Raw genomic sequence first — 20,342 nt, 5'->3', positions numbered from 1 at the left:
CTCGTGTCCTCGTTCAAGTCGTTGGCGGTTTGATTCGGAAAGCCGGGCCAAGCTCTTGTACGGGAATCGTTTTTCGCCGGTTGCGTACCCTGTCGAGGGCCCGGCTGGCGATCTCAATCCGTGACGTGCCTTGCTTTCAAATCGTTTCGGAAGCGTGACGCCGGCGTTTCGGAAACGTGACGCCGGGCCGCATCGGCCGCATGCGGCCGGTCAGTCCTTCGTCTCGTCAGGCCTGTCGGCCGTCGGTTCCCGGCGCCCCTGTTCGTGCGCTTTTTCGGCCTTGGCGTTCAAGGCGTCGGTCAACGATTTCTCGGCTTTGGTGCGGCCGAACGAGATACGGTTCTGTTCGGCCTGCTTTTCCTTTTCGGCGCGGGCGTTGCGCTTGCGAAACTGGCGCAGATTGACGACGTCACCACTCATGCCGCGCCCTTTCGGTTGCCTCAGGTCTTCGTGCGGCTCAGTTCTTCTTGCGGAAGGAATCGAGCGAGACGACGGAGCCGCCGCCATTCTTGGCTTCACCGGATTTTTCCGTGTCCTTGGGCTGCGCTTCGCCGTCGGTTTCAGGCACGGGGTAGGCGGTGATCTCCGCAGATTCCACCTCTTCCTCTTCGGCCGTCGCCACGTCGAATTCGAGTTCGAAATTGACGGAGGGATCGTAGAAGCCGCGAATGGCATTGAAGGGGATGACCAGCCGTTCCGGCGTGTCGGAGAAGGAGAGGCCGATCTCGAAGCCGATATCGGAGACCTTGAGCTCCCAGAACTGGTGCTGGACGACGATCGTCATCTGCTCGGGATACTTCGACTTCAGGTGCTGCGAAATGCGAACACCCGGCGCGCCGGTCAGGAAGGTGATGAAGAAATGGTGTTCGCCAGGCAGGTGGCCGGTGGCGGCAACCTCGGTCAGTACTTTGCGGATGACGCCGCGAAGCGCGTCCTGCGCCAGAATGTCATAGCGAATGTGGTCCTGGCCCATGGGATTCCCGTCTCTCTCGAACTCAATTCTACTGTCGGCTTTCCAATGCCCGTCTCGATATGACGAGTCAATTATCCAAGCATCTATAGACCATTTCGAAGCGGGGGAGAAGGTGAAGGCTTCTGTTGCCAGGTGCCTTCGGACCCCGCCTTACGGTGCTACCCGGAAGGACTTGATTTGAAGTGTCGCACCGCCGTTAGGCAGCGAGACGTGCTTCAGCATAGTTGTCGTTTGCAACTATAAGTTTAGCCCGATAACGGTGGTACAATGCCGAGCAAAAAGTCGATCTTTACGCCCTTGTCGATCCTATTTCGCCCCCATCAAAAGCCGGTCATCGAAGTATCGACCGGTTTTTGGTGGAGGCGCCGGGTACCGCCCCCGGGTCCAATGGGTTTATTTCACCGCCCGTTTATTGCCATAGCCGCCCGAAGACGGCATCTGTCATATAGGTCTTTCCGCGCCCCAAGAAAAGGGGGAGGAAGCGGATATATCGCTGCTTTTTCAAAACCGCGGCGAAGGCAAATCTCCCGATCGGCCAAAACCCTTGACATGCTCGGCAGCCGTGAAAAACTCCGGCGGCTGCGTGCAGGCTCAAGGGCAGGCCCGGGCATGGCGCAGTTTTCGAGCAATCCTATGTGGAGGCATCATGACCGACTATCTCGCAGATGTGCAGAAGTATGACAGCGGCGCCGACGAAGCTGTTGTGAACAAGATCGTGCGCCATCTCGGCATTGCGCTGCGCAACAAGGATTCCTCGCTCGTATCGGCAACCGACCCCAAGGAGCTCGAACGCGTCAGGGAAAAATGGTGCGAGAAGAAGCTCGGCGTGGCGGGTGCCGAGGCGGATGCAGCCATTTCGGCCACGGCCAAGGCGATGGCGGCGGACCGCTCCAAGTCCCGCGTGACCTTCTACTATCTGGTTGCCAAGAACCTCGGCAAGCTGCAGACCCTCTAGGTTTCCGCAGCGGTTTCACAGTCCCCCGGGGACACAGCAGATTCAACGCGGACATTTGCGGGTCGGCGTTGGATCGTGACGGCATCGGGCCGACGGACCGCGCGTACAGCTGGTGATGCCGCTCGGTCGCTGTCCCCATCGATACGATCCTCTCGATACCTCTGACGCCAGAGGGTGATCCAAGCTCTGCTTTCTCGGTCTATCTCTTTCAGGATGACCGTCGTCGTTGCGTCGTGTAGACGTCGCCGGCAGCATCGCAACGCATCTTTTGCCCGGCCGCCTCATGCTTCTCATCCCATTGCCTATCGTCGTGTCGATTCTGGTTCTCGGGCTCTTCATCGTCGCGGTCCGTCGTGGCGCGGAAGACAGGCCGGCAAATATGCCGTTCCTCGCCCTGATTTTGGTCAGCGCACTGCAATGCCTGCTGGTGGGTCTCAGATGGGGCTACGGGCTGCAGCAGATCATGTTTGTCGCGCCTGTCGTTGCTGCAACGATCCCGCCGCTCGTCTATGCCGGCGTTTGCCAGCTGATCGGCAGGAGCTGGTTCTCGCTTTCTCTCAGGGTCGGCGTGCATGCGCTCCCGGTTCTCCTTGTCGCTACGCTGACGGTCATCTGGCGCGATGGCATCGACCTGGCTCTCGTCTTGATCTTTGTCAGCTATGGGGTCGCCATTCTCCTCCTGGTGCAACCGGGCGCGGATGCCCTTCGCCTTGCCGCGTTCGATGAAGCAGGGTCTGCCTATCGGGCCATTCTCCTTGCGGCAGGTGCCTTGTTCCTGTCGGCGCTGGGGGATGTCCTCGTATTTCTCGATATGGCTTGGATGCATGGGCAGAACGCCCCGCTGGTCATCATGGGCGGACAACTGGCCGGGCTCGTCATTCTCTCGGTTGCGGTGGCAGCCATGGGGCGGAGCCGACCTTTTGCCGGCTCGGCGGAGATGTCGGAGGTCACGGATGCCTCGAAAGGCGTCGAGACCGCGGAAACGATGCTGGCGGTCGAGACGCTGATGCGGGAGAGGGCGGTCTACCGCGATTGCGACCTGACGCTCGACCGGCTGGCGAGAAAGCTCCGCATCCCGGCGCGACAGATATCGACGGCCATCAACGAGGCGACCGGCAGCAACGTCTCGCAATATGTCAACGCGTTCCGGATCAGGGAGGCGTGCGATCTGCTTGCGCAAACGGCCAAGCCGGTGACGGAAATCATGTTCGAGGTCGGCTTCCAGACGAAATCCAACTTCAATCGCGAGTTCCGCCGCGCGACCGAGATGACCCCGGTCGAATGGCGCAGGTCACGAGGCCCGGCCAAGGGCTGACGCCAGGTACTCTTTCAGGATCGAGTACGGCCTTTATCGCGTTTTCGGTCGAGATCCCGGTGCCGGCGCCCATAGTGCCGGCATGAACATCATCCCTGAACACGACCGTAAACTCGCCGAAACGCTGAAGGCGCTTTCGCTCGAGCCTTCGCCACAAACACGGACGCCGCCGCCGAGACGATTTCGGCGACGTCTGCTTTCCGGTTGCCTGCTCGCTTTGGCGGCCGGCGCGACCGTCGCTGTCCCCTTGATCTCGCCCGATGCCGCCGATCGGCTCGGGGCCTTCCTTTGGCAGCCAGCGCCGGGTGGAGAACCGGCGACGGTCGAGGCCGCAGCCCGGCAATCCGCGCAACCCCTCAGCCAGGCGGCCACCCGCAACGACGGCTCGGCAACACTGATGAAGCCGTCTTCCGACGTCCCGCGCGAAGTCACCGGCTCCGGCCATGTGGTGGCGCCGCACAGCGTCTCGGTGTTTTCCAAATACGAAGGGCGGATCATGTCCGTGGATGTCGAGATCGGGCAACATGTCGAAGCCGGTGAAATCCTCGTCACGCTCGAGGATGCCGGCGCGGGTTTTGCGCTCGAACAGGCGCTCGTCGAAAAGGCCCTCGCGGGCCTCGTCGTCGAGGCGAGCGAAATCGAGCTGGAGCAGATAGGGGCGTCGTTCCGGCGTTCGGAAGCGCTCGCCGCCTCGCATTCCATTTCCACGCAGGATCTCGAAAAGGCGGCCACGGCCCGCAACAGTGCGCTCAACAGCCTGGCCCAGGCGCGGCAGAGGCTTGCAAAGGCGACGCTTCAGGTGCGCATCGCGCAGGAGCGGGTCGATGCGCTCGTCGTGCGGGCTCCGATGACGGGCACCGTCACCGCGCTCGATGCCCATGCCGGCGACATGGTGCTCGCGCGCGTCGACAGCGTCCTGGAGAACCAGATGCTGCTCGCGATCACGGACACGTCGAGACTGGTGATCGATGCGGACGTCGCGGAAACCAGCATCGGCGTCCTTCGGCCGGGGCTGCCCGGCGAGGCGGTGCTGGACGGCGTTCCCGACAGGCCCTTCGGCGTCGAGATTTTGCGGATCGCGCCGGTCGCCTCCGCAGAGAAAGGCACCGTCACCCTGCGCCTTGCCCTCAGCAATCCGCCTGCTGGTATCCGGCCGAACATGGCCGCGCGCATTCGTTTGGAAAATCAGATCGGAGAGACATCGCAATGACGACTGCAAACCACCTGGAACCCTACATTCAGCTGAGCGGGATCAGCAAAGCCTACGCGATCGGCGGCGAAACCGTACCAATCTTTTCCAGCCTCGACCTGAAAATCCCGAGCGGCGATTTCGTCGCGATCATGGGCCCGTCCGGATCGGGAAAATCGACCTTGCTCAACATGCTGGCCGGCATCGACCGGCCGGATGCCGGCTGCCTGCGCATCGGCTCAAACCGGCTCGACCAGATGGGCGAGGCGGCCCGCGCCAGCTGGCGTGCGCACTGCATGGGCATCGTTTTTCAGTTCTACAATCTGCTGCCCATGTTGACCGTTGCGGAGAATGTCGAACTGCCGCTGCTGCTCAAATCCCTGTCGGCGAGGGACCGGCGTGGCCGGGTGGAAAAGGTGCTGGAACTGGTCGGGCTTGCCGACCGCGCCCGACAATATCCGGCCTCGATGTCCGGCGGCCAGCAACAGCGTGTCGGCATTGCCCGCGCCATCGTTGCCGATCCGGCCTTGCTTCTCTGCGACGAGCCGACCGGCGATCTCGATCGAAAGTCGGCCGACGAGGTGCTGGCGATGCTGCGCATGCTCAACCGGGAATTCGGCAAGACCATCGTCATGGTGACGCACGACCCGCAGGCAGCGCTTCATGCCAACAGGACGCTGCATCTCGACAAGGGCACATTCATCGAAGAGCGGAGGGCTGCCTGATGACCCTGTTCGATCTGGCCCGGAAGAATGCCTGGCGGAAGCCGTTGCGCACCGCCTTGCTCATGCTGTGTGTCTCGGTCGCGTTCCTGATCTACGGCCTGACGGCGAGTTTCGTCAGCGGCAGCCAGGGCACGTCGGCGGCAAGCGACGATATCCTCGGCGTCATGAGTGCGGCCGGCCGTGCGCAGCCCTTGCCGATGGCGCATATGAACCGGATCGCGGCCGATCCGGACGTGGCGGCGATCAACTACACGAGCCGCATGCGCGGGTTCGTTGCAGTCGAGAAGAATGTCGTTGCCGTCAGCGCCCTTGACCCGCAGCGTCTCATGGCCGTGAGCGGGAAGGAGCTCGGGCTGACGCCGGAGCTCGTCGATGCGCTGGCAGCGCAGCGCGACAGGGTGCTCGTCGGCCGGGCGCTTGCCGAAGCGCAAGGGTGGCGTGTCGGTCAGAGCGTGACCGTGACCGGTTTCGACATGGCAAAGCGCGGCGGCAGCCGCGACTGGTCCTTCGGCATCGCCGGCATCTTCGAGGGCGAGAATGCCTCAACCGATACCTATTTCATGATCGCCGACTACGACTATCTGAACGCGGCGCGCGCCCGCAACCGGGATACGGTGGACGCTTTCGTGGTGCGCCCACAGGCGAGCGCCTCGGCCGGCGATCTTGCCGCGCGCATCGACAAGATGTTCGCCAACTCTGCCGCGCCGACCCGGACGCAATCGGAAAAGCAGTTCCTGGAAGCCTTTCTGCGGCAATATGCCGATGTCGGCCTGATCGTCGATCTTGTCGTCAGCGCCGCCTTCGTCACCCTGCTGATGATCGTCATCAACACCATGGTCTTTGCCGTGCGGGAGCGAACCTTCGAAATCGGCGTGTTGAAAACGCTGGGCTTTTCCGGCGCGCAGGTGATGGGGCTGATCCTCGCCGAAACCCTCTTCATCGTCGTGGTGGGAGGAGGCGCCGGCCTCGGGCTTGCCAAGCTTGCCGTGAGCTTTAGCGATCCGGCTCTCGGTCTCTTCTTTTCAATGCCTGTTCTGGCGCGGGCGGTCGTCATTATCGTCATTCTCGGTCTTGCGACCGGGGCTCTTCCGGCCATCAACGCGCTCAGAACACCTGTCATCGCCGCTTTCAGGCAGAGGTAGATCCATGTCTTCCATCCTTAGACAAACATTCGTCATGACGCGCGCCAACGTCTTCAGCCTGCCGCGGCGCCTGTCCATTTCCCTCTCGATGGTTCTGTCCGTCGCGCTCGTCGTCTGCGTCCTTGCCGGATTTCTCGCCATGGCCAAGGGCTTCGAAACGGCGCTGCAGAGCGCGGGCTCGCCTTCGGTCGCCGTCGTTTTGGGCGGCGGCACAAACCAGGAGACGGGCTCCGATATTCCCGCATCGGTCATCCGCACGCTGCAGGCGATGACGGGCGATATCGGCGTCAAGCGCTTCGAAGATAGCGCGCTCGTCCTGTCTCGCGAAATGGTCGTGACGGTGGAGGTGAAACCGGTCGGCACCGATGCCGGACGGACACTGGCGCTGCGGGGCATGGACGCCGCAGGTGCGGCGATACGCGACCATGTCTCCCTGTCGGGTGGGCGGCTCTTTGCGCCCGGCGCGCGCGAGATCGTCGTCGGCGATCGCCTTGGCCGCGAGTTCGGGTTGCGCACCGGCGATAGCGTGCGGCTCGGCACCGTCGACTGGCGCGTCGTCGGGACCTTCTCCGCGCAGGGCAGCGCCTTCGAATCCGAGATATGGGCCGACCTCGATACGGTCGGTGCCGCTTTCGATCGGCAGGGCCAGGTCCAGAGCCTGCGGATGCGGCTCGCCGAGCCCGCAGCTCTTGCGGTCCTGACGCGCGAGCTTGCGGCGATCACGACGACGCCGTTGATCGCCGTATCCGAAGCCGATCTCTATGCCGCGCAGTCGGAGCGCACCGCCTCGCTGATCCGGCTGTTCGGATGGCCGCTCGCGCTGTTGATGGCAATCGGCGCCACCGCCGGCGCGCTGAACACCATGATGAACTCCGTTTCCGATCGCACCGTGGAGATCGCGACCGTTCGAACGCTCGGTTTCAGCCGCCTGTCGGCGTCGGCGGCAACCTGGATCGAGGCGGTGCTGCTTGCAGCCGTCGGCGTTCTCCTTGGCCTCGCTTTGTCATGGCTTGCCTTCAACGGCTGGCAGGCAAGCACGATCGGCGGCAACAATGCGCGTATGGCATTCCAGCTGGCGGTCACCGGCGACGTCATGCTGAGAGCCGGATTGCTGGGGCTTGCGATCGGCGTCGTCGGTGGCGCCTTGCCGGCGATCGCCGCGACACGGCTGCCGCTCGCGACGGCCTTGCGATCACGCGGGTGACGGAGAACCCGGCGCGCGATCGATCGGAGATGGCGCGATGCCACACCCGGTTTCCTGCGCACAGGATACGGGGTGTGGCCGATTTTGCGGGATAAACATCCCGGAGACATTGGTTTGCTGCCGGCTTCACCCTAAATTTGGGACAACACGAATCGGCGGCGCCAGACCATGCAGCAATATCTTGACTTCCTCGACCATGTGATGAGCAAGGGAACCGACCGGGGCGACCGGACCGGGACGGGCACACGCTCGGTCTTCGGCTACCAGATGCGCTTCGACCTGTCGGAAGGCTTTCCGGTGCTGACCACCAAGAAGCTGCATCTGCGCTCGATCATTCACGAGCTTCTGTGGTTCCTGAAAGGCGAGACCAACATCGCCTATCTCAAGGACAACGGCGTCAGAATCTGGGACGAATGGGCGGACGAAAACGGCGACCTCGGCCCCGTTTACGGCTACCAGTGGCGCTCCTGGCCGGCGCCGGACGGTCGGCATATCGACCAGATCGCCGGCCTCGTCGAAAGCCTGAAGACCAATCCGAATTCACGCCGGCATATCGTTTCGGCCTGGAACCCGGCGCTGGTCGACGAGATGGCACTGCCGCCATGCCACTGCCTGTTCCAGTTCTACGTGGCCGACGGCAAGCTGTCCTGCCAGCTCTACCAGCGCTCGGCCGACATCTTCCTCGGCGTGCCGTTCAACATCGCGTCCTATGCGCTCTTGACGATGATGGTGGCGCAGGTGACCGGGCTTGAGCCTGGCGATTTCGTCCACACCTTCGGCGACGCGCACATCTACCACAATCATTTCGACCAGGCCCGGCTGCAGCTGACGCGCACACCGAAGACGCTGCCGACCATGCGGATCAACCCTGAGGTCAAGGACCTGTTTTCGTTCCGTTTTGAAGACTTTACCCTCGTCGGCTACGAAGCCGATTCAAGCATCAAGGCGCCGATTGCCGTCTGACCGGCGGCCGGTTCCGGCGGGGCGGCGGAGCCGTCGATAAAGCCATGCGTGTGAACGCGGCAGGCCGTAGGGGTTGCCGTCTCTCGGGTCATTCAAGCGTTGCGGCGTCGGTTCGCGCCGTGCCCGACGCTACGGGGAGGTTTCGATGCTGACGCTCATTCATGCGCCGAGGTCGCGCTCATCGCGCATCGTCTGGCTGCTCGAGGAGCTTGGTGCGGACTATGAGATCCGCTACGTCTCGATCCGGCGCTGGGATGGTTCCGGCGCGCCCGACGACGACAATCCGCATCCCCACAAACAGGTGCCGGCGCTTCTGCACGGCGGCGGCGTGCTGATCTGGGAGACGGTGGCCGTGGTGCAGTACCTGACCGACCTTCATCCCGGATGCAGCCTCGGGCGGGCGCCGGGTCATCCCGAGCGCGGCGCCTATCTCTCCTGGCTTGCCTATTATGCCGGCGTGATCGAGCCGACGGCGCTCGCGCATATGACCGGGGCGACGATCAACAATCCGGCGCAGGCGCGGCTCTATAGCGAGATGTGCGCCCATGTGATCGACGTTCTCGGCCGGCAATCCTATCTGCTCGGCGCGACGATGAGTGCCGCCGACCTCCTCCTGGCGAGCGCGCTGCAATGGATGCGCAAGATCCTGCCCGAGAGCGAGGTCGTCGACCGCTACATCCACGTGGTGACGGACCGGGCCGCCAATGTCAGGGCAAGCGAAATCGACAGCAAACCGAATGGGTTCCATGACTGATACCAGCACCAACCAGCCGAAAATCTCCCTCATCGCCGCGGTTGCCGCAAACGGCGTCATCGGACGCGAGGGCGATCTGCCGTGGCGGCTCCCGACCGACCTCAAGCGCTTCAAGGCGCTGACGCTCGGCAAGCCCGTGATCATGGGCCGCAAGACCTGGGCCTCGATCGGCCGGCCGCTGCCGGGCCGCGCGAACATCGTCATCAGCCGCAGCGCCGAGTTTTCCGCCGAGGGCGCGATTGTCGCCCATTCCCTGGAAGAAGCGCTCGTCGCGGCCCGGCGCGAAGCGTCGGCAGCCGGCGCCGACGAGGTTTGCGTCGTCGGCGGCGGCGAGATCTATCGCCAGGCGATCGGCGTGGCGGATATCCTGCATATCACCGAGGTTCCTGCCGATATCGAAGGCGACGCGCGCTTTCCTCAGATCGATCCCGCAATCTTCGACAAGGTGTTCGAGGAGGATCTGCCGCAAGGCGAAAAGGACAGCCACGCGATGCACTTCGTGACGTGGCGCCGACGCAGCGCCGGTTGACGCCGGCCCGCACCATCGGCAACACGCGATGGAGAATCTCCGGCCGCGCGGTTGCCGTGTCACGTCGCCCTGGTGCGGCATAGTCGACGTGCGGCGCCGAATGCGCCATTCGTCAACTATTTTGAACCATTTACGGTGAACTCTGGCCTATCGCGTTGAAAGCGATGCATGTCATACCTATAACGGGTTCACATCGTGGACGTCCGTGCATTCGCGCGGCAGTTCATCGTGAGCAGTATTTAAAAGAGAGGTTTTGATGCCCTGGAGCAATCAGAATGGCGGCGGCGGCCCTTGGGGCGGCGGCGGCAGCGGCGGCGGAGGCAATCAGGGTCCATGGGGCCAGGGGCCGAACCGCCCGCGCGGTGGCGGCGGCGGCAAAGGCGGCCCGCCGGATCTGGAAGAGATCATTCGCCGTGGCCAGGACCAACTGAAGAACGTCGTTCCCGGTGGCTTCAACGGCGGCGTCTTTGCCATCGTCGGCCTGCTGATCGTCGGCTTCATCCTGATCAACTCGATCTACACGGTCCAGCCGGATGAGCGCGGCGTCGAAATGCGCTTCGGCAAGCCGAAGGACGAGATCTCGATGCCGGGCCTGCACTATCACTTCTGGCCGCTCGAAACCGTCGAGTTCGTCAAGATCACCGAGCAGCAGCAGAACATCGGCGGCCGCAACAGCGGTCAGTCCAATGCCGGCCTGATGCTGACCGGCGACCAGAACATCGTCAACGTTCAGTTCTCGGTGCTGTTCTCGGTCACGGATCCGAAGTCCTACCTCTTCAACGTCGAAAATCCGTCGGACACGCTGCAGCGCGTCGCCGAAAGCGCCATGCGCGAAGTGGTCGGCCGTCGTCCGGCCCAGGACATCTTCCGCGACAATCGCCAGGCGATTGCAGCCGACGTGAAGAGCACGATCCAGGCAACGATGGACAGCTACAACACCGGCGTTTCCGTCAACACGGTCGCGATCGAGGATGCGGCTCCGCCGCGTGAAGTCGCCGACGCGTTCGACGAAGTGCAGCGCGCCGAGCAGGACGAAGACCGCTTCGTCGAAGAAGCAAACCAGTACGCCAACCAGATCCTCGGCAAGGCCCGCGGCCAGGGCGCGCAGATCCGCGAAGAGGCAGCCGCCTACAAGGATCGTGTCGTCAAGGAAGCGGAAGGTGAGGCCCAGCGCTTCATCTCGGTCTATGACGAATACTCCAAGGCGCCTGACGTAACCCGCAAGCGTCTCTATCTCGAAACGATGCAAGGCGTGCTCGGCAAGTCGAAGAAGGTCATCATCGACGAGAAGAACGGGCAGGGCGTCGTGCCCTATCTGCCGCTGAATGAAATTGGTCGGCCGGCACAGTCGGGAGGCGCACAGTGATCAACAATCGTACTTCAATCATCCTGATCCTGCTCGCCGTCGTCTTCGTCGGTCTGTACTCGTCGATCTTCGTGGTCAACCAGCGCCAGCAGGCGATCGTCGTCCGCTTCGGCCAGATCCAGGACGTCAAGACAGAGCCGGGCCTCTACTTCAAGCTGCCCTTCGCCTTCATGGATGCCGACCGCGTTCAGTATGTCGAGGCACAGGCGCTTCGCTTCGATCTCGACAACATCCGCGTCCAGGTCTCGGGCGGCAAGTTCTATGAAGTCGACGCTTTCGTCGTCTACAAGATCGCCGACCCACGCCGCTTCCGCGAAACCGTTTCGGGTGACCGCGATTCCGCCGAAGCGCGTCTGCGCACCCGTCTCGACGCATCGCTGCGTCGCGTCTACGGTCTGCGCGGCTTCGAAGCCGCCCTGTCGGACGAACGTGCATCGATGATGCGCGAAGTTCGCGCCGACCTGAAGACCGACGCGGAATCGCTCGGCCTCAACATCGAGGACGTTCGCATCCGTCGCACGGACCTGACGCAGGAAGTCTCGCAGCAGACCTTCGACCGCATGAAGGCCGAGCGTCTGGCGGAAGCCGAACTGATCCGCGCCCGCGGTAACGAAGCCGGCCAGCGCCGCCGCGCCATCGCCGACCGTCAGGTCGTCGAGATCGTCGCCGACGCCCAGCGCGAATCGGAAATCCTGCGCGGTGAAGGCGAAGCCGCACGGACGAGGACCTTTGCCGACGCTTTTGCACGCGATCCGCAGTTTTTCGAATTCTACCGTTCGATGACCGCCTATACGCAGTCGATCGGCAGCTCTGACACGACACTCGTCCTGTCGCCGCATTCGGAGTTCTTCCGTTATTTCAACGACTCGGAAGGTAAGCTGCCGGCTGCAACAACGACGCAACCGGTGACCGGGAACTAAGCGGACAATGTCCGACTTTCTGACCGGGATTGCTTTTTTCCTGATCATCGAGGGGCTGGTGTACGCACTGGCCCCTTTGGTTTTAGTGGAATTGGCGAAGCGTTTGCCGTATGTCCCGGAGCATCAGCTTCGACTGGCCGGGGTATTTTCCGTTGCCGCCGGGGTCGGACTTGTCTGGTTGCTTCGAGGATAATGCGAAATGCCACATAAACTGCTGATCCGGCTGGTCGACGCCGAATATGCGATCACCCGTCTCAATGTCGGTTCCCAGATGCCCGAATGGCTGCCGGGACCGGGTTTCTGGACCGTGTCCAGCTCGCGCGAGGAAATGACCCTCGTGTGCCGCGCTGCGCGCGTGCCATCAAGCACCCAGAGTTCGCTCGGCTGGCGTTGCTTCCGCATCGAACAGCATTTCAGCTTCGACGTGCCGGGCGTGCTCGCTTCGGTGCTTCGGCCGCTGTCGAACGCCGGCATCGGCGTCTTTGCCAATTCGACTTTCAGCACCGACTACATCTTCGTTGCCGGTTCCGATCTCGACAAGGCGGTGCAGGCTCTGAAGGAACACGGGCACGAGATCACCATCTGATTGCTTCGGTTCTTTCGGACGGATCAGAAAATCGTGTCTGGACGCTTCTGAATTCCGCCGTATCTTCACTGGAAGATCGGCGGGACTGCGAACCCTTGACCACGTCGCTGTCGCCAACGCGCATAATTCCCCGGTGGCCCAACCGGTGATCGGAGCGATTATGCGGGATGAACCAACGTCGCTGCGGCGACCCATGCTCCCTGTCGGGCGCCCGGGGCTGCGCAGCATCGCATGACGCGCTACCCTTTCAGGTATCGCACCGCCGAGACAATGTGAGGAGCTCCGCGAATTGTCCACTCGATCGAAATCACTCGGCGCCCTGGCGCTGGCAGCCACGCTGCTTCTGTCCAATGTCGCGATGGCGCAGACGGCGGCCGTTCGTCCACCGAGCAACGGCCCCGCATCCGTCGCCGACCTTGCGGCCGGCCTGCTTGATGCCGTCGTGAACATTTCGACGTCCCAGCGCGTCAAGAACGACGACGATGCGCCGACGCCGCAGGTGCCGGAGGGCTCGCCCTATCAGGACTTCTTCGACGAATTCTTCAAGGGGCAGGGCGACAAGGGCGGTAACCGCCAGCGCACCGTCAATTCGCTCGGCTCCGGCTTCGTCATCGATCCCGCCGGCGTGATTGTCACCAACAACCATGTGATCGAGGGCGCCGACGATATCGAGGTGATCTTCGCCAATGGCAGCAAGCTCAAGGCCAAGCTCGTCGGCAAGGACACCAAGACCGACCTTGCGGTGCTCAAGGTCGAGCCGAAGGTGCCGTTGAAGGCGGTGCCCTTTGGCGATTCCCGCAAGATGCGCATCGGCGACTGGGTGATGGCGATCGGCAATCCGTTCGGCTTCGGCGGCTCGGTGTCCGTTGGCATCATCTCGGCACGCGGCCGCAACATCAATGCCGGCCCCTACGACAATTTCATCCAGACGGACGCCGCCATCAACCGCGGCAATTCCGGTGGCCCGCTGTTCAACATGCAGGGCGAGGTCATCGGCATCAACACCGCGATCATTTCGCCGACAGGCGGCTCGATCGGTATCGGTTTCTCTGTCCCGACCGAGCTTGCCGCCAATGTGGTTCTGCAGCTGAAGGACTTCGGTGAGACGCGGCGCGGCTGGCTCGGCGTGCGCATCCAGCCGGTGACCGACGATATTGCCGAAAGCCTGAAGATGGCCTCGCCACGCGGCGCGCTGGTCTCCGGCATCATCGAAGGCGGGCCGATCACCAAGGGTGAGATCAAGGCCGGCGACGTCATCATAAAGTTCGATGGCAAGGATGTTGCCGAGATGCGCGACCTGCCGCGCGCGGTCGCCGAAAGCGGCGTCGGCAAGGCTGTGGACGTCGTGGTCATCCGTGACGGCAAGGAGCAGACCGTCAAGGTCACGCTCGGGCGGCTCGAGGATGGCGAGGGTATCGCCAATGCCGCGGCGACCACGACGGACGAAGGCGGTGGAGACAAGAAGACCGACCAGCCGCCCGCCGCAGAGATGCCGGCCTCCGACACCGTGCTTGGCATGAAGCTGACGACGCTCAATGCCGAGAGCCGCAAGAAATTCGGCATTGCCGACGATGTCGAAGGCGTGGTGATCGCCGAGGTGCAGGCAGGTTCGGCCGCGGCCGAGCGCCGGGTCGAGCCGGGCGACGTCATCGTCGAGGTCGGCCAGGAGGCGATGGATACGCCTGACGACGTCTCCGATCGTGTCGAGGAGCTGAAGTCCGACGGCCGGCGCAACGCGCTGCTGATGCTGTCCAACAAGACCGGCGAGCTGCGCTTCGTCACCGTGCGGATGGAGTAGGACGACGCGGCGCGATGGCGATTTCCTGAATCCTTTCAGGCCCATCGCGCCCGTTTTTCGCAGGGCGATTCCGGTCGTTGAGATTTCGATTCAGGATCGCTTTCGCGCCCGATCTGCGTCGCACCGTGCTTCGAAATGATCCGGTGCGGATCACGTTCCAGCCGGACGCGCTTGTCCTCTGATCATGGTCCGCGTAGATCCCGGCGCGTTGCGGTCGCATCAGCCTGTCCGGCTGTTTCATGATCCTGCTTGCTCATCGTTGCGAATTTCAGCCTTGCGCCTGGCAGCAATGCCGCCGCGCGGTATTGCCGGGCGGTCAGGTGTTGCTTATGCCCTGGTCGGCGGCTGCTGCCGGATCTGAACCGCCACAGCATCTGCGGCGCGCCGGCGGTTGAAACGTCATCAGGCGAAGCGCGTCGATCAGGGTTTCGAGGATGGCATACATGGCCGGATCCTCCTTTCTGTCCCGCCATTTCAACGCACTTGCCGCCGGCGCTCAAACGAGTTTACTGTCGCTTTCGGATGACTTGAGGTTATGCATGAAGCGCGGCCGGCTGCCCCTGACAGCGTTGCGGAGTTTCGAGGCGGCGGGCCGGCTCGAAAGCTTCACGCTGGCCGCTGCCGAGCTGTTCGTCTCGCAAGCTGCGATCAGCCGGCAGATCCGCGAACTGGAAGATCTCGTCGGCCGGCCGCTGTTCGAGCGGCGCCACCGCAGCGTTCGCCTGACGGCGGAGGGGCGCACATTGCTTTCGGTGCTGACGTCGGCCTTCGACATGGTCGGCGACAGCCTCGAGGCGCTTTCCGGTCGTCGCGCGAGCCAGACATTGAAGGTCAGCGCCGAGCCGTCCATTGCCGGATGCTGGTTGGTGCCGCATCTGGCTGAGTTCCAGAGCGAGCATCCGCAGATCGATCTGGTGATCGATGCCGACCCGCGGCTCACCGATTTTCGAAGCGGCGACGCCGATATCGCCATTCGTTACAGTCTCACCCTTTCCTCCTGGCCGCGCGTCGAGGCGCGCCGGCTGGGCGGTGTCGAGATGATCCCGGTGATCGCGCCGGAGCTGGCCGGGTCCGGTCGACCGATTTCGACGCCGGTCGATCTCATGCAGCATCCGCTCTTGCACGAAGACAATCGCGAAGCATGGCAGCAATGGTTTACGGCCGCGGGCGCCGGGCCGGTTCGCATCGAGCGCGGCGCGATCTTCACCGATGGCGCCATGGTGCTGCAGGCGGCGTTGCGCGGCAACGGCGTCGGGCTGATCGACCGCGACCATGCGCGCGACGAGCTTGCGGCCGGGCGCCTGCTGCAGCCGTTCGACGTCTCCGTGCCCTATGGTGCTTTCTTTCTGGTGGCGCGGCGGTTCGATGCGCTGTCGGAAGCGGCGCAAGCTTTCGTCGCCTGGGTCGAGCGGGCGTATCCGGGCGCGGGGCGGGGGAATTGAACAGGTGCCGCCGGTCCGCATGTCTCAGCCTGGCGATGCCCCTCATCCGGCTGCCGCCACCTTCTCCCCGCAGGCGGGGAGAAGGACGCAAGTGGTGACCGTCTCGTCCTGCAGCGGCTTCTCGATTATTGCAGGCGGACCGACCTGTTTGGCGATTCCTCCACTGCGAGGAGGCGTGCCGCATCGACCTTGCCAATCCGAAGCGCATGTGGCGATACGGCTGGATCGGCGATGCGCTCGCGTTGCGGATGGGCGCGGTGGGTGCGCCCAGCGTCTCTCTCCCCGCAGGCGGGGAGAGATGTCCGGCAGGACAGTGAGGGGCGGGCGCCAAGTGACAAGCGCCAGGGCCATGCGGATGGAGCGCGTGCGATAAGCCTTACCGGAGAGGGTGCGCGATCATCGGGCCTAGGCTCGCTCGGCCTGCCAGTCCGCCCGTGTCATCGCATAGAGCACATGCCGCACGAGCTCCGGCTTGTCGGCGGGGATGCGCGGGTGGTTGAAGTCACGCGCCGGGTCCCGGTGCATGCCGATGCGTTTCATCACCGCCGTCGAGCGGGTGTTTTCGGGAATGGCGAAGGAGACGATTTCGCGAAGACCTTTTTCTTCAAAGCCATAACGCAGGAGGTCGAGCGCCGCCTCGGTGATATAGCCCTTGCCCCAGAACGGAGCGGCCAGCCGCCAGCCGATCTCGACGGTTCCCTTTGGCAGGTAAGGCTCGAGGTCGGTATAGGCGAGGCCGCAGAAGCCGATCGGGCGATCGTCCGCCTTCAGGGCGACTGAGAAGAAGCCGAGGCCGGTCTCGGTGATGCCGCGGCCGACGCGGTCGAACAGGGCGTCGGATTCCTCCCGGCTGCGGCGATGGGGGAAGAATTCCATCACCTTGGGGTCGTTGTTGATCTCGAAGAAGAGATCGCGGTCGGTCTCCTTCCAGGCGCGGATGCGCAGCCGTTCGGTTTCCGAGACGATCATCGCACGAAGTCGGTCTTGCGATAGCCCTGCAGGTAGAGAAGGGCCGTCAGGTCGCCATGGTCGATACGCACCTTCGCCTGTTCGGCGACCACCGGCTTGGCGTGCAGGGCGACGCCGCTGCCGGCGAGCTGCAGCATGCCGAGATCGTTGGCGCCGTCACCGACGGCCAGTGCTTCGTCGGTGGAGATGCCGAGGCGGCCGGCGATGTCGATGAGCGCATCGACTTTCGCCTGCTTGCCGAGAATCGGTTCGGCGACCTCGCCGGTCAGGGTGCCGTCCTTCTCGATCAGCGTGTTGGCGCGGTTTTCCTGGAAGCCGAGCATGTCTGCAACCGGGCCGGTGAAGACGGTGAAGCCGCCCGATACGAGCGCGGTGTAATAGCCTTTCGCCTTCATGGTGGCGATGAGTTCAAGGCCGCCCGGCGTCAGCGTGATGCGCCGGGCGATGACCTCGCCGACGACGCTGGACGGCAGGCCCTTCAGCAGCGCGACGCGCTCGATCAGCGCCGGCTCGAAGGCAATCTCGCCGTTCATGGCGCGCGCGGTGATGGCGGCGACCTTGTCCTTGAGCCCGACCTCGGCCGCCAGTTCATCGATGCATTCCTGGCCGATCATGGTCGAATCCATGTCGGCGATCAGCAGTTTCTTGCGCCTTGTGTCGGCGTCCTGGACTGCGACATCGACGGGCAGGCCATTGAGCGCGCCGCGCAGCGCCGCTTCGGCGGCGAAGGCGTCGGTGCCATCGGTGAGCGCCAGGTCGCAGGCGACGCCATCGGCAAGCCAGTAGAGACCGGATGCCTTGACGGCGTCAGCGGCGGCTTCCGCGAGCGCTGGCGTCAGAACAGGATTTGACGGATTGGCGATAAGCGTGGCAACGAGAGCCATGGACAACAACCTTGAAACCGATACGGACGCGATCCTGATAACCGGGCCGACCGCCAGCGGCAAGTCCGCGCTTGCGGTCGAATTGGCGCGCCGGCATGGCGGCGTGGTCATCAACGCCGACAGCATGCAGGTCTACGACACCTTGCGGGTGCTGACGGCGCGCCCCGACGCGGCCGATATGGGTGGCGTCGAGCACTGTCTTTACGGCCATGTGCCGGCGGGAGACGCCTATTCGACCGGGGCGTGGCTGCGCGAGGCACAAGCGCTGGTGGGCAAGCTGCGCGAGAGTGGCCGCTTGCCCGTCTTCGTCGGCGGCACCGGGCTCTATTTCAAGGCGCTGACCGGCGGCCTTGCCGACATGCCCGAAGTTCCGGCCGACATCCGCGAGCGGCTGCGCGAGCGGCTGAAGACCGAAGGACCGGAGGGGCTCCATGCGGTGCTTGCCGCCCAAGATCCTCAGACGGCCGAGGCGCTGAAACCCGGAGACGGCCAGCGCATCGTGCGTGCGCTCGAAGTGGTCGAGGCGACCGGTCAGTCGATCCGTGTCTACCAGCAGAAGAACGGCCCTGAGATCATCAATCCCAATCGGGCGCGAAAGCTGGTGGTCCTGCCGGACCGCAAGGTGCTGCACGATCGCATCAACCGCCGCTTCGGCCTGATGCTGGCGGGTGGGGCGATCGACGAGGTCCGGGCGCTGACGGCGCTGAACCTCGATCCGGCCATGCCGGTCATGAAGGCGATCGGCGTCAGCCAGATTGCCGCACTTTTGCGCGGCGAGATCACGCAAGCCGAGGTGATCGAGACCGGCTCGGCCGCAACCCGGCAATATGCCAAGCGGCAGATGACCTGGTTTCGCAACCAGCTGGATGACAGCTGGCAGCGCGTCGAAAGCGGCGCCGCGGTTATCTGAACGCGCGCAAGGTGGTGCCGCTGGCGATGGCCGCCGCCCGTCGTTACCGTTACAGAGTTGACATCCATCCGCATTAGATCACCCTAAATTGCAAGCTGGGCCGCAACGGCAGTCCAGTCGCCGGCAATCCGCCGACCTGGCCACCGATCCGGCCGGTCAAATGGTCGTAGCGGATCGGCTGTCGTCGGTTTCGGGCGAGGTCCGATGGGGTCAAGGAATACGAGGCGGATTTTCTTTGTCGAGCTTTACCGCCAGCTTGGTGTCGTCTGGCCCGTTCTGTCCGGGGTTCTTTGCATCATGGTCGGTTGCGGCGTCGTCATCGGGCGCGTGGAGGAATGGCGGCTCGTCGATGCGTTCTATTTCACCTTCGTCACCGGGTTGACCATCGGTTACGGCGATCTGGTGCCCAAGCATCTGTCATCGCGCGTGCTGGCGATCGTGATCGGCTTTACGGGGATCGTGCTGACCGGCCTCGTCGCCGCGGTGAGCGTGCAGGCATTGCGCGCGACGGCAGATGCGGCGGACGAGAAGCGCAAGGATTGATGGCGGCACGGCCGTTGGCTGAAAACCTGGGCGAGGGGGTAACATGGGGCGGCTCTGGAAAGAAATTCGGCATACACCGATCCTCTGGCTTCTGGTGCTGGCGCCCCTGGTGCTGGTGGTCCACGTCGCATGGCCCGATGCGCACACGCTGCTTTTCCTGCTCTCGGTTCTGGCGATCGTTCCGCTGGCGACGCTTTTGAGCCATGCGACGGAAGCCGTCGCCGCCAAGACCGGCGACACCGTCGGCAGCCTGCTCAATGCCACGCTTGGCAATCTGACCGAGTTGATCATCGCGCTGGCCGCGCTGCGGCTCGGCCAATACACGCTGGTCAAGGCGTCGCTCGCCGGTGCCATCGTCAGCAACACGCTCTTCATGCTGGGCGCATCGTTCCTGCTCGGAGGGCTGAAGTTCCACGTTCAGGACTACAACCAGGCGAGCGCCCGGCTGCAGACGAGCCTTTTGTTTCTCGCGGCGATCGCGTTGATCGTGCCTTCGGCCATGGCCGGGGCCGACAGCGTGGCGGCGGCACCCGATTTCATGCGGCAGCTCAGCCTTGGCCTTGCAATCCTGCTGATCCTCTCATACGGCCTCGGCCTCTTTTTCTCGCTGAAGACCCATCGCGAAATCTTCTCCAGCGCCGAACATGCCGCCAGCGATGGCGAGGATGTGTGGCCCTTGAACGTTGCGCTTGCCACGCTCGCCGGCGTGACGGTGATGGTGGCGCTGGTCAGCGAGATTTTCGTCGAATCGGTGCAGCAGGCGGCGGAGACCTTGGGCATGACGCCGGCCTTTGTCGGTTTCATCGTGGTGGCGCTGGTCGGTGCCGCTGCGGAAATGGCCTCGGCCTTCTCCGGGGCGCGCAAGAACCGGCTGGACCTGAGCGTCGGTATCGCGCTCGGCAGCGCCGCCCAGATCGCGCTCTTCGTCGCGCCCGTTCTCGTCCTCATCAGCTATGTCATCGGCCCGACGCCGATGGACCTGCAATTCTGGCCGGGCGCGGTGATCATGGTGCTTGTCGCGACGATGACCGCCTTCATCGTCACCAATAGCGGCCGCGCCACGTGGTTCGTCGGCGTGCTGATGCTGATGGTCTATCTGATCTTCGCCATGACGCTCTACCTGCTGCCGCCCAAGCTTACCTAGGCTGGCGTGGAAGCAGGCGTGGCGACGCCGG

General features: G+C 63.7%; 22 protein-coding genes and 1 other RNA gene. 18 read left to right on the top strand and 5 right to left on the bottom strand.

The features are described 5' to 3' along the window. Positions 1-210: 210 nt before the first annotated feature. From RTP54_RS11925 to ssrA, 3 genes are all read right to left on the bottom strand, one after another. The gene (locus RTP54_RS11925) at positions 211-420 is read right to left on the bottom strand and encodes a DUF4169 family protein (protein WP_112810228.1); all 210 of its coding nucleotides are present in this window, start codon (positions 418-420) and stop codon (positions 211-213) included. A 37-nt stretch (positions 421-457) separates the two neighbouring features. Next, positions 458-973 carry an SspB family protein gene (locus tag RTP54_RS11920; RefSeq protein ID WP_112810227.1) on the bottom strand — a complete coding sequence of 172 codons (516 nt, stop codon included), beginning with the start codon at positions 971-973 and terminating at the stop codon, positions 458-460. Between the two features lie 111 nt (positions 974-1,084). Continuing rightward, positions 1,085-1,448: a transfer-messenger RNA gene (gene ssrA, locus RTP54_RS11915) on the bottom strand. A gap of 171 nt (positions 1,449-1,619) precedes the next feature. On the opposite strand from ssrA, the gene RTP54_RS11910 reads away from it, so the two are divergent. The 15 genes from RTP54_RS11910 (at position 1,620) to RTP54_RS11840 (ending at position 15,861) form a co-directional block, all read left to right on the top strand. Beyond that, positions 1,620-1,928: a DUF2853 family protein gene (locus RTP54_RS11910; protein ID WP_112810226.1), complete on the top strand. Its 309-nt coding sequence runs from the start codon at positions 1,620-1,622 to the stop codon at positions 1,926-1,928. Positions 1,929-2,211: 283 nt separating this feature from the next. Then, on the top strand, positions 2,212-3,243 hold the full coding sequence (locus RTP54_RS11905) for an AraC family transcriptional regulator (protein ID WP_312363252.1): 1,032 nt from the start codon (positions 2,212-2,214) through the stop codon (positions 3,241-3,243). Positions 3,244-3,325: 82 nt separating this feature from the next. Beyond that, a complete protein-coding gene (locus tag RTP54_RS11900) occupies positions 3,326-4,453 on the top strand; it encodes an efflux RND transporter periplasmic adaptor subunit (RefSeq protein WP_312362810.1) in 1,128 nt (375 codons plus the stop codon). Further along, positions 4,450-5,157: an ABC transporter ATP-binding protein gene (locus RTP54_RS11895; protein ID WP_312362809.1), complete on the top strand. Its 708-nt coding sequence runs from the start codon at positions 4,450-4,452 to the stop codon at positions 5,155-5,157. Before RTP54_RS11900 ends, RTP54_RS11895 begins: the two co-directional genes overlap by 4 nt. Beyond that, positions 5,157-6,299 (top strand): ABC transporter permease, encoded by a 1,143-nt coding sequence (locus RTP54_RS11890; protein ID WP_312362808.1) that lies wholly within the window; start codon positions 5,157-5,159, stop codon positions 6,297-6,299. The genes RTP54_RS11895 and RTP54_RS11890 overlap by 1 nt, the downstream gene beginning before the upstream one ends. Before the next feature lie 4 nt (positions 6,300-6,303). Beyond that, positions 6,304-7,503, top strand: coding sequence for an ABC transporter permease (locus tag RTP54_RS11885; protein ID WP_312362807.1), 1,200 nt, complete (start codon positions 6,304-6,306; stop codon positions 7,501-7,503). A 168-nt stretch (positions 7,504-7,671) separates the two neighbouring features. Next, positions 7,672-8,466 (top strand): thymidylate synthase, encoded by a 795-nt coding sequence (locus RTP54_RS11880; protein WP_312362805.1) that lies wholly within the window; start codon positions 7,672-7,674, stop codon positions 8,464-8,466. 145 nt (positions 8,467-8,611) lie between these two features. Continuing rightward, the gene (locus tag RTP54_RS11875; RefSeq protein ID WP_312362803.1) at positions 8,612-9,220 is read left to right on the top strand and encodes a glutathione S-transferase; all 609 of its coding nucleotides are present in this window, start codon (positions 8,612-8,614) and stop codon (positions 9,218-9,220) included. Further along, positions 9,213-9,749 carry a dihydrofolate reductase gene (locus RTP54_RS11870; protein WP_312362801.1) on the top strand — a complete coding sequence of 179 codons (537 nt, stop codon included), beginning with the start codon at positions 9,213-9,215 and terminating at the stop codon, positions 9,747-9,749. Before RTP54_RS11875 ends, RTP54_RS11870 begins: the two co-directional genes overlap by 8 nt. A 256-nt stretch (positions 9,750-10,005) precedes the next feature. Beyond that, complete coding sequence (gene hflK / locus RTP54_RS11865) at positions 10,006-11,115, top strand: FtsH protease activity modulator HflK (protein WP_112810204.1); 1,110 nt, start codon at positions 10,006-10,008, stop codon at positions 11,113-11,115. After that, entirely contained in the window at positions 11,112-12,035 is a 924-nt protein-coding gene (gene hflC / locus RTP54_RS11860) for a protease modulator HflC (RefSeq protein ID WP_112810203.1), read from the top strand. Before hflK ends, hflC begins: the two co-directional genes overlap by 4 nt. Positions 12,036-12,042: 7 nt before the next feature. Continuing rightward, positions 12,043-12,228: a DUF2065 domain-containing protein gene (locus RTP54_RS11855; protein ID WP_025427670.1), complete on the top strand. Its 186-nt coding sequence runs from the start codon at positions 12,043-12,045 to the stop codon at positions 12,226-12,228. Between the two features lie 6 nt (positions 12,229-12,234). After that, entirely contained in the window at positions 12,235-12,621 is a 387-nt protein-coding gene (locus RTP54_RS11850) for an ACT domain-containing protein (protein WP_112810202.1), read from the top strand. Positions 12,622-12,979: 358 nt separating this feature from the next. Beyond that, positions 12,980-14,419, top strand: coding sequence for a DegQ family serine endoprotease (locus tag RTP54_RS11845; protein WP_312363251.1), 1,440 nt, complete (start codon positions 12,980-12,982; stop codon positions 14,417-14,419). 539 nt (positions 14,420-14,958) lie between these two features. After that, positions 14,959-15,861: a LysR substrate-binding domain-containing protein gene (locus RTP54_RS11840; RefSeq protein ID WP_312362789.1), complete on the top strand. Its 903-nt coding sequence runs from the start codon at positions 14,959-14,961 to the stop codon at positions 15,859-15,861. Positions 15,862-16,266: 405 nt separating this feature from the next. Here RTP54_RS11840 and RTP54_RS11835 read toward each other — a convergent pair whose 3' ends face one another. Together RTP54_RS11835 and serB are read right to left on the bottom strand one after the other, a co-directional pair. After that, positions 16,267-16,830, bottom strand: coding sequence for a GNAT family N-acetyltransferase (locus tag RTP54_RS11835; RefSeq protein WP_312362787.1), 564 nt, complete (start codon positions 16,828-16,830; stop codon positions 16,267-16,269). After that, positions 16,827-17,714: a phosphoserine phosphatase SerB gene (serB, locus tag RTP54_RS11830; RefSeq protein WP_112816170.1), complete on the bottom strand. Its 888-nt coding sequence runs from the start codon at positions 17,712-17,714 to the stop codon at positions 16,827-16,829. Before serB ends, RTP54_RS11835 begins: the two co-directional genes overlap by 4 nt. Here serB and miaA point away from each other — a divergent pair. The 3 genes from miaA to cax all read left to right on the top strand — a co-directional run bounded on the left by miaA (position 17,713) and on the right by cax (position 20,311). Then, positions 17,713-18,624 (top strand): tRNA (adenosine(37)-N6)-dimethylallyltransferase MiaA, encoded by a 912-nt coding sequence (gene miaA / locus RTP54_RS11825; protein ID WP_312362783.1) that lies wholly within the window; start codon positions 17,713-17,715, stop codon positions 18,622-18,624. The two genes, serB and miaA, sit on opposite strands and share 2 nt — an antisense overlap. Positions 18,625-18,828: 204 nt before the next feature. After that, a complete protein-coding gene (locus RTP54_RS11820; protein WP_112810198.1) occupies positions 18,829-19,167 on the top strand; it encodes a potassium channel family protein in 339 nt (112 codons plus the stop codon). Between the two features lie 43 nt (positions 19,168-19,210). Next, positions 19,211-20,311, top strand: coding sequence for a calcium/proton exchanger (gene cax / locus RTP54_RS11815; protein ID WP_312362781.1), 1,101 nt, complete (start codon positions 19,211-19,213; stop codon positions 20,309-20,311). The last annotated feature ends 31 nt before the right edge of the window (positions 20,312-20,342 follow it).

This window comes from Ensifer sp. (assembly GCF_031989085.1).
Classification (GTDB): Bacteria; Pseudomonadota; Alphaproteobacteria; order Rhizobiales; family Rhizobiaceae; genus Ensifer.
The sequence above is the reverse complement of the archived record's forward strand: the minus strand, read 5'-3'. Positions and strand labels throughout refer to the sequence as shown.

What these genes read in the sequence shown, in the direction of transcription:
- serB (WP_112816170.1), bottom strand. Translation starts at nt 17,714, where the DNA reads ATGGCTCTCGTTGCCACGCTTATCGCCAATCCGTCAAATCCTGTTCTG.
- RTP54_RS11870 (WP_312362801.1), top strand. Translation starts at nt 9,213, where the DNA reads ATGACTGATACCAGCACCAACCAGCCGAAAATCTCCCTCATCGCCGCG.
- RTP54_RS11820 (WP_112810198.1), top strand. Translation starts at nt 18,829, where the DNA reads ATGGGGTCAAGGAATACGAGGCGGATTTTCTTTGTCGAGCTTTACCGC.
- RTP54_RS11875 (WP_312362803.1), top strand. Translation starts at nt 8,612, where the DNA reads ATGCTGACGCTCATTCATGCGCCGAGGTCGCGCTCATCGCGCATCGTC.
- hflK (WP_112810204.1), top strand. Translation starts at nt 10,006, where the DNA reads ATGCCCTGGAGCAATCAGAATGGCGGCGGCGGCCCTTGGGGCGGCGGC.
- RTP54_RS11880 (WP_312362805.1), top strand. Translation starts at nt 7,672, where the DNA reads ATGCAGCAATATCTTGACTTCCTCGACCATGTGATGAGCAAGGGAACC.
- RTP54_RS11840 (WP_312362789.1), top strand. Translation starts at nt 14,959, where the DNA reads ATGAAGCGCGGCCGGCTGCCCCTGACAGCGTTGCGGAGTTTCGAGGCG.
- RTP54_RS11835 (WP_312362787.1), bottom strand. Translation starts at nt 16,830, where the DNA reads ATGATCGTCTCGGAAACCGAACGGCTGCGCATCCGCGCCTGGAAGGAG.
- cax (WP_312362781.1), top strand. Translation starts at nt 19,211, where the DNA reads ATGGGGCGGCTCTGGAAAGAAATTCGGCATACACCGATCCTCTGGCTT.
- RTP54_RS11900 (WP_312362810.1), top strand. Translation starts at nt 3,326, where the DNA reads ATGAACATCATCCCTGAACACGACCGTAAACTCGCCGAAACGCTGAAG.
- RTP54_RS11905 (WP_312363252.1), top strand. Translation starts at nt 2,212, where the DNA reads ATGCTTCTCATCCCATTGCCTATCGTCGTGTCGATTCTGGTTCTCGGG.
- RTP54_RS11910 (WP_112810226.1), top strand. Translation starts at nt 1,620, where the DNA reads ATGACCGACTATCTCGCAGATGTGCAGAAGTATGACAGCGGCGCCGAC.
- miaA (WP_312362783.1), top strand. Translation starts at nt 17,713, where the DNA reads ATGGACAACAACCTTGAAACCGATACGGACGCGATCCTGATAACCGGG.
- RTP54_RS11895 (WP_312362809.1), top strand. Translation starts at nt 4,450, where the DNA reads ATGACGACTGCAAACCACCTGGAACCCTACATTCAGCTGAGCGGGATC.
- RTP54_RS11845 (WP_312363251.1), top strand. Translation starts at nt 12,980, where the DNA reads ATGGCGCAGACGGCGGCCGTTCGTCCACCGAGCAACGGCCCCGCATCC.
- RTP54_RS11850 (WP_112810202.1), top strand. Translation starts at nt 12,235, where the DNA reads ATGCCACATAAACTGCTGATCCGGCTGGTCGACGCCGAATATGCGATC.
- RTP54_RS11925 (WP_112810228.1), bottom strand. Translation starts at nt 420, where the DNA reads ATGAGTGGTGACGTCGTCAATCTGCGCCAGTTTCGCAAGCGCAACGCC.
- RTP54_RS11920 (WP_112810227.1), bottom strand. Translation starts at nt 973, where the DNA reads ATGGGCCAGGACCACATTCGCTATGACATTCTGGCGCAGGACGCGCTT.
- RTP54_RS11890 (WP_312362808.1), top strand. Translation starts at nt 5,157, where the DNA reads ATGACCCTGTTCGATCTGGCCCGGAAGAATGCCTGGCGGAAGCCGTTG.
- RTP54_RS11855 (WP_025427670.1), top strand. Translation starts at nt 12,043, where the DNA reads ATGTCCGACTTTCTGACCGGGATTGCTTTTTTCCTGATCATCGAGGGG.
- RTP54_RS11885 (WP_312362807.1), top strand. Translation starts at nt 6,304, where the DNA reads ATGTCTTCCATCCTTAGACAAACATTCGTCATGACGCGCGCCAACGTC.